14 protein-coding genes are annotated in these 13116 nt (G+C 73.1%); 7 read left to right on the plus strand and 7 right to left on the minus strand.

Annotated elements, in window-relative coordinates; translation table 11 throughout:
• The first annotated feature begins 27 nt into the window (after positions 1 to 27).
• The 4 genes from nhaA (at position 28) to C1708_RS35070 (ending at position 3303) form a co-directional block, all read left to right on the plus strand.
• The gene (nhaA, locus tag C1708_RS15130) at positions 28 to 1461 is read left to right on the plus strand and encodes a Na+/H+ antiporter NhaA (RefSeq protein WP_106413178.1); all 1434 of its coding nucleotides are present in this window, start codon (positions 28 to 30) and stop codon (positions 1459 to 1461) included.
• An 85-nt stretch (positions 1462 to 1546) separates the two neighbouring features.
• Entirely contained in the window at positions 1547 to 2035 is a 489-nt protein-coding gene (locus C1708_RS15135) for a phage holin family protein (RefSeq protein ID WP_106413179.1), read from the plus strand.
• Positions 2032 to 2982 (plus strand): alpha/beta fold hydrolase, encoded by a 951-nt coding sequence (locus C1708_RS15140; RefSeq protein ID WP_106413180.1) that lies wholly within the window; start codon positions 2032 to 2034, stop codon positions 2980 to 2982. Before C1708_RS15135 ends, C1708_RS15140 begins: the two co-directional genes overlap by 4 nt.
• Before the next feature lie 138 nt (positions 2983 to 3120).
• Positions 3121 to 3303, plus strand: a complete 183-nt coding sequence (locus C1708_RS35070; protein ID WP_078492825.1) for a hypothetical protein — start codon at positions 3121 to 3123, stop codon at positions 3301 to 3303.
• A 52-nt stretch (positions 3304 to 3355) separates the two neighbouring features.
• Here C1708_RS35070 and C1708_RS15150 read toward each other — a convergent pair whose 3' ends face one another.
• From C1708_RS15150 to nth, 3 genes are all read right to left on the minus strand, one after another.
• Positions 3356 to 4555 (minus strand): MarP family serine protease, encoded by a 1200-nt coding sequence (locus C1708_RS15150; protein WP_106413181.1) that lies wholly within the window; start codon positions 4553 to 4555, stop codon positions 3356 to 3358.
• Between the two features lie 45 nt (positions 4556 to 4600).
• A complete protein-coding gene (locus C1708_RS15155) occupies positions 4601 to 5296 on the minus strand; it encodes an NUDIX hydrolase (RefSeq protein WP_106416312.1) in 696 nt (231 codons plus the stop codon).
• Positions 5297 to 5387: 91 nt separating this feature from the next.
• Entirely contained in the window at positions 5388 to 6317 is a 930-nt protein-coding gene (gene nth, locus C1708_RS15160; RefSeq protein ID WP_241911258.1) for an endonuclease III, read from the minus strand.
• 321 nt (positions 6318 to 6638) lie between these two features.
• Here nth and C1708_RS15165 point away from each other — a divergent pair, with 321 nt between their 5' ends.
• Positions 6639 to 7313, plus strand: coding sequence for a Crp/Fnr family transcriptional regulator (locus C1708_RS15165; RefSeq protein WP_006132548.1), 675 nt, complete (start codon positions 6639 to 6641; stop codon positions 7311 to 7313).
• A gap of 128 nt (positions 7314 to 7441) precedes the next feature.
• Here the strand turns inward: C1708_RS15165 and C1708_RS15170 are convergent, their stop codons facing one another.
• From C1708_RS15170 to sp36, 4 genes are all read right to left on the minus strand, one after another.
• The gene (locus C1708_RS15170; protein ID WP_106413182.1) at positions 7442 to 8272 is read right to left on the minus strand and encodes an MBL fold metallo-hydrolase; all 831 of its coding nucleotides are present in this window, start codon (positions 8270 to 8272) and stop codon (positions 7442 to 7444) included.
• Complete coding sequence (locus tag C1708_RS15175; RefSeq protein WP_106413183.1) at positions 8269 to 9150, minus strand: NUDIX hydrolase; 882 nt, start codon at positions 9148 to 9150, stop codon at positions 8269 to 8271. Before C1708_RS15175 ends, C1708_RS15170 begins: the two co-directional genes overlap by 4 nt.
• A gap of 376 nt (positions 9151 to 9526) precedes the next feature.
• Entirely contained in the window at positions 9527 to 9997 is a 471-nt protein-coding gene (locus tag C1708_RS15180; protein ID WP_106413184.1) for a RidA family protein, read from the minus strand.
• Complete coding sequence (gene sp36 / locus C1708_RS15185) at positions 9994 to 10155, minus strand: Sp36 family protein (RefSeq protein ID WP_003975360.1); 162 nt, start codon at positions 10153 to 10155, stop codon at positions 9994 to 9996. The genes C1708_RS15180 and sp36 overlap by 4 nt, the downstream gene beginning before the upstream one ends.
• Before the next feature lie 138 nt (positions 10156 to 10293).
• Between sp36 and bagA the strand changes: the two genes are divergently transcribed.
• Both bagA and bagB read left to right on the plus strand, forming a co-directional pair.
• On the plus strand, positions 10294 to 11271 hold the full coding sequence (gene bagA / locus C1708_RS15190) for an ATPase BagA (protein ID WP_106413185.1): 978 nt from the start codon (positions 10294 to 10296) through the stop codon (positions 11269 to 11271).
• A 103-nt stretch (positions 11272 to 11374) separates the two neighbouring features.
• Positions 11375 to 12781, plus strand: coding sequence for an ATPase BagB (gene bagB, locus C1708_RS15195; protein ID WP_106413186.1), 1407 nt, complete (start codon positions 11375 to 11377; stop codon positions 12779 to 12781).
• Positions 12782 to 13116 lie beyond the last annotated feature (335 nt).

The raw sequence follows: 13116 nt of genomic DNA on the forward strand, positions 1-13116 counted from the left end.
GCTGCCCACCGACCGGAGGAACACGCTGTGAGCGCCCCCACCCCCACCCCCCGCAAGGCCTTCGGCCGCCTCTCGCTGCCCGAACGGAACTTCGTCGCGGAGGCCCTCCGCACCGAGACCGTGGGCGGCGTCCTGCTGCTGCTCGCCGCCGTCGCCGCGCTGGTGTGGGCGAACATACCCGCGCTGCAGGACAGCTACGGGAGCGTCAGCCACTGGCACTTCGGCCCCGAGTCGCTCGGGCTGAACCTGTCCGTGGCGCACTGGGCCGCCGACGGCCTGCTCGCCGTCTTCTTCTTCGTCGCCGGCATCGAGCTCAAGCGGGAACTGGTCGCCGGTGACCTGCGCGACCCCAAGGCCGCCGCGCTCCCCGTCGTCGCCGCCCTGTGCGGCATGATCGTGCCCGCGCTGGTCTACACGCTGACCAACGGTCTGGGCGGCGGCTCCCTCGCCGGCTGGGCCGTGCCCACCGCCACCGACATCGCGTTCGCGCTGGCCGTGCTCGCCGTCATCGGCACCTCGCTGCCCAGCGCGCTGCGCGCCTTCCTCCTCACCCTCGCGGTCGTCGACGACCTCTTCGCGATCCTGATCATCGCGCTCTTCTTCACCGACCAGCTGAACTTCGCGGCGCTCGGCGGCGCCGCCGCGGGCCTGCTGCTCTTCTGGCTGCTGCTGCGCAAGCGGGTGCGCGGCTGGTACCTGTACGTGCCGCTGGCCGTGGCGATCTGGGGGCTGATGTACAACAGCGGCGTCCACGCCACCATCGCCGGTGTCGCGATGGGCCTGATGCTGCGCTGCCACCGCGAGGAGGGCGAGGAGCACTCCCCCGGCGAGCACATCGAGCACCGCGTCCGGCCGTTGTCGGCGGGGCTCGCGGTCCCGCTGTTCGCCCTGTTCAGCGCGGGTGTCACGGTCTCCGGCGACGCGCTCGCGAAGGTGTTCACGCAGCCCGAGACGCTCGGTGTCGTCCTCGGTCTGGTCGTCGGCAAGACGCTCGGCATCTTCGGCGGCACCTGGCTGACGTCCCGTTTCACGCGTGCCTCGCTCAGTGACGACCTGGCCTGGGCCGACGTGCTCGCGGTGGCGGCGCTCGCCGGCATCGGCTTCACGGTGTCGCTGCTCATCGGGGAGCTGGCCTTCGAGGGCGACGCGACGATGACGGACAGCGTGAAGGCCGCCGTCCTCACCGGTTCGCTGATCGCCACCGCCCTGGCGACCGTCCTGCTGAAGATGCGGAACGCCAAGTACCGCAAGCTGGCCGACGAGGAGGAGCGGGACGAGGACCTCGACGGCGTGCCCGACGTCTACGAGCAGGACGACCCGGAGTACCACCTGCGCATGGCCCGCATCCTCGAGAAGAAGGCCGCCGAGCACCGGAAGCTCGCCCGGGAGAAGGCCGCCGAACGTGACGCGCTTGCGCAAGTGCCGGACGGGGCAGGCGATCCGCACGACGGTCCGGCATGATCTGACGGGACGGTACAAAAGTCAGGACCGTCCCGCGCAGGCACGACGGACGTACGCGAGGCGTACGGAGAAGAGGGAGACCGCGATGAGCGCACCCGACGGCAGCCCGGTCGGCGCCGAACGCAGCATCGGCCAGCTGTTCGCCACGGCGACGGCGGAGATGTCGGCGCTGGTGCACGACGAGATCGCGCTGGCGAAGGCGCAGCTCCGGCAGGACGTGAAGCGGGGCGCGACCAGCGGCGGCGCGTTCATGGCGGCGGGCGTGCTGCTCCTGTTCTCCCTGCCGATGCTGAACTTCGCCCTCGCGTACGGCATCCACGCCTGGAGCGGCTGGAACCTCGGCTGGTGCTTCCTGCTGTCCTTCGCGGCCAACTGCCTCGTCGCCGGCGTCCTCGCGCTGATCGGCGTCACCTTCGCCAAGAAGGCCAAGAAGGGACGCGGCCCGCAGAAGGTCGCCGCCTCGATGAAGGAAACGGCCGGCGTCCTGCAGAAGGCCAAGCCGCATCCGCGTCCCGCCCTTCCCGAGAACCGCGGCCCCGAGGCCATCGAGGCTGTGGCACGCTCGTCCTCATGACGGACCCCGCCACCCCTTCGGCGCAACCAGCCTCGGTCGTACGCCTGGACCTCCCGGACGCCCCGGGACTCGTCCACCGGGACGTCGCCGCCAACGGCGCCCGCTTCCACATCGCGGAACTGGGCGACGGCCCGCTGGTGCTGCTGCTGCACGGCTTCCCGCAGTTCTGGTGGACCTGGCGGCACCAGCTGACGGCGCTCGCCGACGCCGGGTTCCGGGCCGTCGCCATGGACCTGCGGGGCGTCGGCGGCAGCGACCGCACCCCGCGCGGCTACGATCCGGCCAATCTCGCGCTGGACGTCACCGGCGTCATCCGCTCCCTGGGCGAGCCGGACGCCGCTCTGGTCGGTCACGACCTGGGCGGATACCTGGCCTGGACGGCCGCGGCGATGCGCCCCAAGCTCGTACGGCGGCTCGTGGTGTCCTCGATGCCGCACCCGCGGCGCTGGCGCTCCTCGATGCTCGCCGACGCCCGGCAGACGGCCGCCCAGTCGCACATCTGGGGGTTCCAGCGGCCCTGGATCCCGGAGCGGCGGCTCACCGCGGACGACGGGGCGCTGGTGGCCCGGCTCATCGAGGAGTGGTCCGGGCCGCAGCCACCCGACGACACGGCTCTGGAGATCTACCGGCGGGCCATGTGCATCCCGTCCACGGCGCACTGCTCGATCGAGCCGTACCGGTGGATGGTGCGGTCGCTGGCCCGCCCGGACGGCATCCAGTTCAACCGCAGGATGAAGCGCCCGGTGCAGGTGCCGACGCTGCATCTGCACGGCTCGCTGGACCCGGTGGTGCGCACCCGCAGCGCCGCGGGCTCGGGGCAGTACGTCGAAGCGCCGTACCGCTGGCGGCTGTTCGACGGTTTGGGGCACTTCCCGCACGAGGAGGACCCGGTGACCTTCTCGGCCGAGCTGGTCAACTGGCTGAAGGATCCCGAGCCGGACCGGTGACCGGACGGATGCGTTCCGTACCGCTCACACCCACGGCGACTGAACGCTTGTCCTACGAACGCCAATTGCCTGGCGCATAGGCCAATTGGCGGCCCCTCAGGTGGTTATCGACCTTGGGGCGGGGGCACACGTCCGGGTATGGGCTGGACGCACGACTACAGTGACGCAAGCCGCAATCGCCGCTCGGCGAGCGGTGTGGGCTCCCACCAGCGAGGCGGTGCACCACAGATGGCAGCTACGGATCTCAGGGTCGGCATCCCGCGCATTCTCCGCCGTCGCGCGCGCTGGGTCTCCGTCCGGCTCCGTCATCCGCGCGGCTGACGGCTCTCCCGGCCGTTCCTGACGTCCCGGCGGCCGCCTCCCCGGTTCCCGCTCAGAGCGCGCACTTGTCGCTGTCCACCTCCTGGGCGGCGGTACGGCCCCGGGCGATGTCCTCGCGGATCTCGTCCACGGTCAGCGCGTATCCCGTCTCGGCGTCGTCCAGCGACTTCGCGAAGATGACGCCGTAGACCTCGCCCTCGGGGGTGAGGAGCGGGCCGCCGGAGTTGCCCTGACGGACCGTCGCGAACAGGGAGTACACGTCACGGCGGACCGTGCCGCGGTGGTAGATGTCGGGGCCGTTGGCCGTGATGCGCCCCCGCAGCCGCGCCGCGCGGACGTCGTACGCGCCGTTCTCCGGGAAGCCGGCGACGATGGCGCTGTCCCCGCTGCTCGCGTCCTCGGTGGCGAACCGCAGCGCGGGCGCGTCCAGATCGGGCACGTCGAGGACGGCGATGTCGCGCCTCCAGTCGTAGAGGACGACCGTGGCGTCGTACTTCCTGCCCTCGCCGCCTATCTGCACGACCGGCTCGTCGACACCGCCCACCACATGGGCGTTGGTCATGATGCGCCGGTCGTCGAAGACGAAGCCGGTGCCCTCCAGGACCTTGCCGCAGCTCGTCGCGGTGCCCGTCACCTTGACGATGGAGCGCTGCGCGCGGACGGCGACGGGGCTGCCCGCCAGCGCCGGGTCCGGCGGCCGCACGTCGGTGATGGGCTCGTTGGCGAACGGACTGAAGACCTGCGGGAAGCCGTTCTGCGCGAGGACGGAGGAGAAGTCGGCGAACCAGATGTCGGCCTGGTCCGGCAGCGCCCGGGAGACGCCGAGCAGCACCTTGGAGCCGCGCACCTCCTTGCCGAGCGTCGGCAGGGTCGTCCCGGCGAGGGCGGATCCGATCAGCCAGGCGACCAGGAGCATCGCGACCACGTTGACGAGGGCCCCGCCGGTGGCGTCCAGCGCCCGGGCCGGGGACCAGGTGATGTGGCGGCGCAGCTTGTTGCCGAGGTGCGTGGTGAGGGCCTGGCCGACGGAGGCGCAGACTATGACGACCACGACCGCCACGACGGCGGCGGTGGTGCTCACCTCGGAGCCGTCCGTGAGCGCGTCCCAGATGACGGGCAGCACGTAGACGGCGATCAGGCCGCCCCCGAGGAATCCGATCACCGACAGGACGCCGACGACGAAGCCCTGGCGGTAGCCGACCACGGCGAACCACACGGCGGCCACCAGCAGCACGATGTCCAGCACGTTCACCGATTCAAGCCTCGCCTCGTCCTACGCAGCACGGCGCCCACCCTGTCACGCCCTCCAGTCCAGCGGGACCCGCTTGTCCCGATCCCAGGGGCGCTCCCAGCCCGCGAAGTGCAGCAACCGGTCGATGACCCCTGCGGTGAACCCCCATACGAGGGCCGATTCGACCAGGAACGCGGGGCCGTGGAAGCCGCTGGGGTGGATCGCGGTCGCACGGTTGTCCGGGTGGGTGAGATCGGCCACGGGCGTGGTGAACACCCGCGCCGTCTCGTTCGGATCGACGACGCCGACCGGGCTGGGCTCGCGCCACCAGCCGAGCACGGGCGTGACGACGAAGCCGCTGACGGGGATGTAGAGCTTCGGCAGCACGCCGAAGAGCTGCACACCGGACGGATCGAGCCCGGTCTCCTCCTCCGCCTCGCGCAGCGCCGCCCGCAACGGGCCGTCGCCGTGCGGGTCGCCGTCCTCCGGGTCGAGCGCGCCGCCGGGGAAGGACGGCTGCCCGGCGTGCGAGCGCAGCGAACTGGCCCGCTCCATGAGCAGCAGCTCGGGGCCGCGCTCGCCCTCGCCGAAGAGGATGAGCACGGCGGACTGCCGTCCCGAGCCGTCCCCGGGCGGCAGGAAGCGGCTGAGCTGCCGGGGCGCGACCGTCTCGACGACGTGGACCACCGGGTCCAGCCACGGGGGCAGTCCGTCCCTGCTGAGGGTCACCGGACCCCCCTGCGTCCCGCTCGTACGCGTCATGCCCACCCCCGTCGTCCGGCCCCGTCGCACAGGTCCAACGCGCGGTGGTCCCGAGATCGTTCCGCGGAGAACCGGGGCGCCCGGCCTGCCCTCATCCGGCCCCCAGTGGCGGGGCCGCTCTGCCGCCCGCGTCCAGATACGCCTGCGGGGGCCTCAGACGCTGGCCCGGCTGACCGGCCTTCTCGTACTTCAGCAGCTTCTTCGCCTTGTCCGGGTCCGTCTCGCCCTCGCCGTAGGCCGGGCAGAGCGGGGCGATCGGGCAGGCGCCGCAGGCGGGCTTGCGGGCGTGGCAGATGCGGCGGCCGTGCCAGATGACGTGGTGGGACAGGTCGGTCCAGTCGCTCTTGGGGAACAGCGCGCCGACCTCCGCCTCGATCTTGTCGGGGTCGGTCTGCTCGGTCCAGCGCCAGCGGCGCACCAGGCGCTGGAAGTGGGTGTCGACGGTGATCCCCGGGCGGCCGAAGGCGTTGCCGAGCACGACGAACGCGGTCTTGCGGCCCACGCCGGGCAGCTTGACCAGGTCCTCCAGCCGGCCCGGCACCTCCCCGCCGAACTCCTCCACCAGCGCCTTGGACAGCCCGATGACCGACCTGGTCTTGGCGCGGAAGAAGCCGGTGGGGCGGAGGATCTCCTCCACCTCCTCCGGGTCGGCGGCGGCCAGGTCCTCGGGGGCGGGGTACTTCGCGAACAGCGCGGGGGTCGTCTGGTTGACGCGCAGGTCGGTGGTCTGGGCCGACAGCACGGTGGCGACGACGAGCTGGAAGGGGTTCTCGAAGTCCAGCTCGGGGTGGGCGTACGGGTACACCTCGGCGAGCTCACGGTTGATCCGGCGGGCCCGCCGCACCAGCGCGGTACGGGACTCGCCGCGCGGGTGCGCGGCCACCGTCCTCGCCGGGGCGGCCGGCACGGAGGCGGTCGCCCTCCCGGAAGCCGACGCGGGCTTCCTCGCGGCGCTCGCTCTCTTCACGGCCGACGCGGGCTTCTTTGCGGACGCGGGCTTCCCGGCGGCGGTCTCCCTCACGGCTTCCGCCGTTTCCCTACCGCCATCGGGGACCTGTTCGCCCACAGCGGAATCGCGATCTGCACTCACCCGCGCAGCCCCCTCGGCCTGTGCTCTCACCGGCGATTTGGACACCCGGCCAGCCTACGGCCCGGCGCGGACATCCGCCCCGGGCCCCGAGGACCGGCGTCCAATTGGACCCCTGCCGCATACCCCGGCCGCCCCGTGCGGCATCCTTGTGACAGATCACACTGTTTGGACCGCCCGGCAAAATGGGAACCACGGTCCACTGACACGCGGGGGAATCAAGATCCCCTGAGCAGGTCGAAGAGGAGAGAACTCGTGGACGACGTTCTGCGGCGGAACCCGCTTTTCGCGGCGCTCGACGACGAGCAGGCCGCGGAGCTTCGCGCCTCCATGAGTGAGGTGACCCTGGCGAGGGGTGACTCACTGTTCCACGAGGGCGACCCGGGCGACCGCCTGTACGTGGTCACCGAGGGCAAGGTGAAGCTGCACCGCACCTCCCCCGACGGCCGCGAGAACATGCTCGCCGTGGTCGGCCCGGGCGAGCTGATCGGTGAGCTGTCCCTCTTCGACCCGGGTCCGCGCACCGCGACCGCCACGGCGCTCACCGAGGTGAAGCTGCTGGGCCTGGGCCACGGCGACCTGACGCCCTGGCTGAGCGCCCGCCCCGAGGTGGCCACGGCGCTGCTGCGCGCCGTCGCCCGCCGTCTGCGCAAGACCAACGACGCCATGTCCGACCTGGTCTTCTCCGACGTCCCCGGCCGTGTCGCGCGCGCCCTGCTGGACCTCTCCCGCCGCTTCGGCGTGCAGTCGGAGGAGGGCATCCACGTGGTGCACGACCTCACGCAGGAGGAGCTGGCCCAGCTGGTCGGCGCGTCCCGCGAGACGGTCAACAAGGCCCTGGCGGACTTCGCCCAGCGCGGCTGGCTGCGCCTGGAGGCCCGCGCGGTGATCCTGCTCGACGTGGAACGCCTCGCCAAGCGTTCCCGCTGACGCCTCGTCCCCGGCTCCCTTCGCGCCCCCACGGCCCCCGGCCGCGGGGGCGCGGGTGCGTGCGCGGGTGCGCGGGTGCGCGGGTGCGCGGGTGCGCGGGTGCGCGGGTGCGCGGGTGCGCGGGTGCGTCAGAGGATCCCGTGCTCCTCCAGATACTCCAGCTGCGCCCGCACCGACAGCTCCGCGGCCGGCCACAGGGAGCGGTCGACGTCGGCGTAGACGCGGGCGACGACCTCGGCCGGGGTGCGGTGGCCGTCCTCGACGGCCGTCTCCACCTGGGCGAGCCGGTGGGCTCGGTGCGCGAGGTAGTACTCGACGGCGCCCTGGGCGTCCTCCAGCACCGGCCCGTGTCCCGGCAGAACCGTGTGCACGCCGTCGTCGACGGTGAGGGACCTGAGCCGGCGCAGGGTGTCCAGGTAGTCGCCGAGGCGGCCGTCGGGGTGGGCCACGACGGTCGTGCCGCGTCCCAGCACGGTGTCGCCGGTGAGGACCGCCCGGTCCGCCGGCAGGTGGAAGCACAGGGAGTCCGAGGTGTGGCCGGGGGCCGGTACGACCCGCAGCTCCAGGCCGCCGACGGTGACGACGTCCCCCGCGGCCAGCCCCTCGTCGCCGAGCCGCAGCGCCGGGTCCAGGGCGCGCACCTTGGTGCCGGTCAGCTCGGCGAACCGGGCGGCGCCCTCGGCGTGGTCGGGATGACCGTGCGTCAGCAGGGTGAGGGCGACCCGCTTGCCGGCCTGCTCGGCGGTGCCGATGACGTGCCGCAGGTGCCCGTCGTCCAGCGGTCCCGGGTCGACGACGACGGCGAGGCCGGAGTCCGGCTCGGACAGGATCCAGGTGTTCGTGCCGTCCAGGGTCATCGCCGAGGGGTTCGGCGCCAGCACGTTGACGGCCCGCGCGGTCGCGGGACCGGAGAGGGCCCCGCCGCGCGGCTGGCCGGGAAGTGCGTGGGCGTCCGTCATGCGGGTGCTCCCCCGGTCGGGATGTGCTGGGTGAACTCGTCGTGCCCGGGCCAGGAGAGGACGATCTCGCCGTCCACCAGGCGCGCGGAGGCCAGCACCGGCGTGAGGTCCCGCGCGGGAGCCGCGCCGAGCGCCTCCGCTGCCGTGCCGTACGCGGTGAGCTGGCGCAGGGTCGCGATGGTCGGGGGCATCATCAGCAGTTCGCCCCGGTCGTACGCGCCGGCCGCCTCGCGCGGGGTGATCCACACCGTGCGGTCGGCCTCCGTGGAGGCGTTGCGGGTGCGCTGGCCCTCGGGGAGGGCGGCGACGAAGAACCACGTGTCGTAGCGGCGCGGCTCGAACTCGGGGGTGATCCAGCGCGTCCACGCGCCCAGCAGGTCGGAGCGCAGCACCAGGCCGCGCCGGTCGAGGAACTCCGCGAAGGACAGCTCGCGTGCGACGAGGGCGGCGCGGTCCGCCTCCCAGTCCGCGCCGGTGGTGTCGCCGACCACGGAGTCCGGGGCGGGTCCGGCCAGCAGCACGCCGGCCTCCTCGTAGGTCTCCCGCACGGCCGCGCAGACGATCGCCTGGGCGCCCGCGCGGTCCACGCCGAGCCGGTCGGCCCACCAGTCCAGCGAGGGTCCGGCCCAGCGGACGTGCCGGTCGTCGTCGCGCGGGTCGACGCCGCCGCCGGGGTAGGCGTACGCGCCGCCCGCGAACGCCATGGACGTACGGCGGCGCAGCATGTGCACGGCGGGTCCGCGGCCGGTGTCCTTGAGGAGCATGACGGTGGCCGCGCGCTTGGGCGTGACGGGTGTGAGGTCACCGTTCGCCAGCGCTCTGATCCGCTCGGGCCACTCCGGCGGGTACCACTGCCCGCCAGCCTGCGCATTCGCCATGGCCGGAGGCTATCCCGTGACGCCCGGATGTTCGAGTGCCCCTCGGGGCGACCGGGACGGCGACACGGCGGCACGGGCCGGGGGACCGCGGTCACCGGTTCGGAGCAGCGGGCGGCGGACGGACGTGCGGGCGGCCCGGGCGACCGCCGGCCCGGTGGCACGGGCCGCCCGTGCCGTCGCCCACGGTCCGCAGCGGCCGCAGCGGTCGCAGTCGCCGCGGCCAGGGCCGTCGTCAGCGGCGGGGCCGGCATCACCGCCCCCAGTCGGCGGCCGGACGCGCGTCGCCCCGGCCGGGCGCAGGGCGCCCGGCCGGGGCGGTGTACGGGATCGGCGGGGGCGGTCCCCGGAGGGCGTCAGAGGGCGGTCGCCCGGAGGGCTACGCCTCCGTGAGCTCCACCTGCATCTCGACCTCGACCGGGGCGTCCAACGGCAGCACCGCGACGCCGACCGCGCTGCGGGCGTGCACGCCCTTGTCGCCGAGGACCTCGCCGAGGAGTTCGCTGGCGCCGTTGACGACGGCGGGCTGGCCGGTGAAGTCCGCGGCGGAGGCGACGAAGCCGACGACCTTCACGACGCGCGCGACGCGGTCCAGGTCGCCGGCGACGGACTTGACCGCGGCGAGCGCGTTCAGCGCGCAGGTGCGGGCCAGGTCCTTGGCCTCCTCGGGGGTGACCTCCGCGCCGACCTTGCCGGTCACCGGCAGCTTGCCGTCCACCATCGGCAGCTGGCCGGAGGTGAACACGTACCGGCCGGAGACGACCGCCGGCTGGTAGGAGGCGAGCGGCGGGACGACCTCGGGCAGGCTCAGGCCCAGCTCGGCCAGCCGGGACTCGACGGCGCCGCTCATGCCTGCTTCTCGCGCTTCAGGTAGGCCACCAGCTGCTCGGGGTTGTTCGGCCCGGGCACGACCTGGACGAGCTCCCAGCCGTCCTCGCCCCAGGTGTCCAGAATCTGCTTCGTCGCGTGGACCAGCAGCGGCACAGTCGCGTATTCCCACTTCGTCATGCGGCCGACTCTAACCGCTGCCCCGTCCGCCGCCCGCGTCGCCGTCGCGCCCGTCGGGGCCGGGAGCGGGAGGGCACACGAGGCCTGAACACCACCCGGAGCCGCCGCCACGCGCGGTGAGCATTTAGGCTCGAAGGCGTGAGCAGGCTCCAGGTCGTGAGTGGCAAGGGCGGAACCGGCAAGACCACGGTGGCCGCCGCTCTGGCGCTGGCCCTGGCCGAGGAGGGGAAGCGGACGCTTCTCGTCGAGGTCGAGGGCCGGCAGGGCATCGCGCAGCTCTTCGAGACGCAGGCGTTGCCGTACGAGGAGCGGAAGATCGCCGTCGCTCCCGGGGGCGGGGAGGTGTACGCCCTCGCCATCGACGCCGAACTGGCCCTTCTGGACTACCTCCAGATGTTCTACAAGCTCGGCGGCGCCGGGCGGGCCCTGCGCAAGCTCGGCGCGATCGACTTCGCCACCACCATCGCCCCCGGCGTCCGGGACGTGCTGCTCACCGGCAAGGCGTGCGAGGCGGTGCGGCGCAAGGACCGCGGCGGCCGGTTCGTCTACGACTACGTCGTGATGGACGCCCCGCCGACCGGCCGCATCACCCGCTTCCTCAACGTCAACGACGAGGTGGCCGGGCTCGCCAAGATCGGCCCGATACACAATCAGGCGCAGGCCGTCATGCGGGTGCTGAAGTCGCCGGAGACGGCCGTGCACCTGGTCACGCTGCTGGAGGAGATGCCGGTCCAGGAGACCGCGGACGGCATCGCGGAACTGCGCGCGGCCCGGCTGCCGGTGGGGCGGGTCATCGTGAACATGGTGCGGCCCCAGGTGCTGGACGCCGCTGATCTGGACCTCGTCGGGAGCGTGCCCCGTTCCGTCGTCGCGCGGTCGCTGTCCTCCGCCGGGCTCGGCGGCGCGCGGCGCGGCGGGCACGCGGAGCGGCTGGTGGAGCCGCTGCTCACGCAGGCGGAGGAGTACGCCGAGCGGTACGCGCTGGAGACCGAGCAGCGCGCCGTGCTGGCGGATCTGGGGGTGCCGCTGCACGAACTCCCGCTGCTCGCCGAGGGCATGGACCTGGCCGGGCTGTACGCGCTGGCGCGGAAGCTGCGCGGACAGGGCGTGTCATGACCGGCCGGACGCCTCGCCGGAAGCACGTGCCCGGCGGCCCCCACCACCGTCACCGCCGCATCGGCCCCGTCACGAGTCGGATCCACCGGAAGCAGGGGATGTCATGAGCCGTCGTCCGGAACCGGCGCAGGACCATGACCCGGGCCGTGAGCACCTCCCGCCCGCCCGCGCGCTCGAGGTCGACCCGTTGATCGAGAACCCGGACACCCGGATCGTGGTGTGCTGCGGCTCGGGCGGCGTCGGCAAGACGACCACGGCCGCGGCGCTGGGGCTGCGGGCGGCCGAGCGGGGCCGCAAGGTGGTGGTCCTCACCATCGACCCGGCACGCCGTCTCGCCCAGTCCATGGGCATCGACTCCCTCGACAACACCCCCCGCCGGGTCAAGGGCATCGACGACTCCGCGGGCGGTGAACTGCACGCGATGATGCTCGACATGAAGCGCACCTTCGACGAGATCGTCGAGGCGCACGCGGACCCCGAGCGGGCCGCCGCGATCCTGGGCAACCCCTTCTACCAGTCGCTCTCCGCGGGCTTCGCCGGCACGCAAGAGTACATGGCGATGGAGAAGCTGGGGCAGCTGCGGTCGCGGGACGAGTGGGACCTGATCGTGGTCGACACCCCGCCGTCGCGGTCCGCGCTGGACTTCCTGGACGCGCCCAAGCGGCTCGGTTCCTTCCTCGACGGCAAGCTGATCCGGGTGCTGCTGGCCCCGGCGAAGGTGGGCGGCCGTGCGGGGATGAAGTTCCTGAACGTCGGGATGTCGATGATGACCGGCGTGCTCGGCAAGGTGCTCGGCGGTCAGCTGCTGCGGGACGTGCAGACGTTCGTGGCGGCGATGGACTCCATGTTCGGCGGGTTCCGTACGCGCGCGGACGCCACGTACAAGCTGCTCCAGGCGCCGGGGACGGCGTTCCTCGTGGTCGCCGCCCCGGAGCGGGACGCGCTGCGGGAGGCCGCGTACTTCGTGGAGCGGCTGGCCGCGGAGGACATGCCGCTGGCCGGTCTGGTGCTGAACCGGGTGCACGGCAGCGGGGCCGGCCGGCTGTCGGCCGAGCGGGCGCTGGCCGCCGCGGAAAATCTTGAGGAGTCCCGCATTGTGGATCAGCGGGACGGGAAAGCTGGACTTCGTAACTCTCCCGACACGTACGGAAGTTCAGAATCACCCGCGCGTAACGTCACCGACGGAGGCTCCCCCGCCACCGAGGACGTCACCGGCGCGGCTCCCGACGACGACCCGACCACGGCGGACGCGGAGGGCGACACGACCGGCGACGCGGACGCCGAGCGCTCCGTCGACCGTCTCACGGCCGGTCTGCTGAGGCTGCACGCGGAGCGGATGCGCCTGCTCTCGCGCGAGCGGCGGACGCGTGACCGTTTCACGGCGCTCCATCCCGAGGTGGCGGTGGCCGAGGTGGCCGCACTGCCCGGCGACGTCCACGACCTCGCGGGCCTGCGGGACATCGGCGAGCGGCTGGCCGCGGGGCGGACGGAGCTGTCGGACACGCCCTGACGGGCGCCCCCTCCTCGTCGGCGCCCCGTGCTGTGCGCCGCCTGGTCGGCCTACCCGCGATCGAGGCGCCAGCAGGCCCGCGTACGCCCGTCGGCACAGCTCAGATCCGCGTGCAGCCGCAGGCGCCCATACCGCACCCGCGCACGCGCGCACGGTGTCGCACTCAGCGCACCACCAGGCGCCCCGGAACCATCCCGGAACCATCCCGGGACCGCCTCGGGACCCGCTTCGAAACTTCGCGGGCCTGCGTCGGTGAACTCCCAGACCGTCAGGCACGGCGAGCCCTTCGCGGGCCCCGCCCGCCGTCCCGGTGGGCCGCGTCGCCCGGTCACGTG

It is taken from the genome of Streptomyces sp. DH-12, assembly GCF_002899455.1.
Classification (GTDB): domain Bacteria; phylum Actinomycetota; class Actinomycetes; order Streptomycetales; family Streptomycetaceae; genus Streptomyces.

Bases quoted from the DNA above. Each gene is read 5' to 3' on its own strand.
- C1708_RS15135 (WP_106413179.1), top strand. From the start codon at position 1,547: ATGAGCGCACCCGACGGCAGCCCGGTCGGCGCCGAACGCAGCATCGGC.
- C1708_RS15140 (WP_106413180.1), top strand. From the start codon at position 2,032: ATGACGGACCCCGCCACCCCTTCGGCGCAACCAGCCTCGGTCGTACGC.
- C1708_RS35070 (WP_078492825.1), top strand. From the start codon at position 3,121: ATGGGCTGGACGCACGACTACAGTGACGCAAGCCGCAATCGCCGCTCG.
- C1708_RS15155 (WP_106416312.1), bottom strand. From the start codon at position 5,296: ATGACGCGTACGAGCGGGACGCAGGGGGGTCCGGTGACCCTCAGCAGG.
- C1708_RS15170 (WP_106413182.1), bottom strand. From the start codon at position 8,272: ATGACGGACGCCCACGCACTTCCCGGCCAGCCGCGCGGCGGGGCCCTC.
- C1708_RS15175 (WP_106413183.1), bottom strand. From the start codon at position 9,150: ATGGCGAATGCGCAGGCTGGCGGGCAGTGGTACCCGCCGGAGTGGCCC.
- C1708_RS15180 (WP_106413184.1), bottom strand. From the start codon at position 9,997: ATGAGCGGCGCCGTCGAGTCCCGGCTGGCCGAGCTGGGCCTGAGCCTG.
- sp36 (WP_003975360.1), bottom strand. From the start codon at position 10,155: ATGACGAAGTGGGAATACGCGACTGTGCCGCTGCTGGTCCACGCGACG.
- bagB (WP_106413186.1), top strand. From the start codon at position 11,375: ATGAGCCGTCGTCCGGAACCGGCGCAGGACCATGACCCGGGCCGTGAG.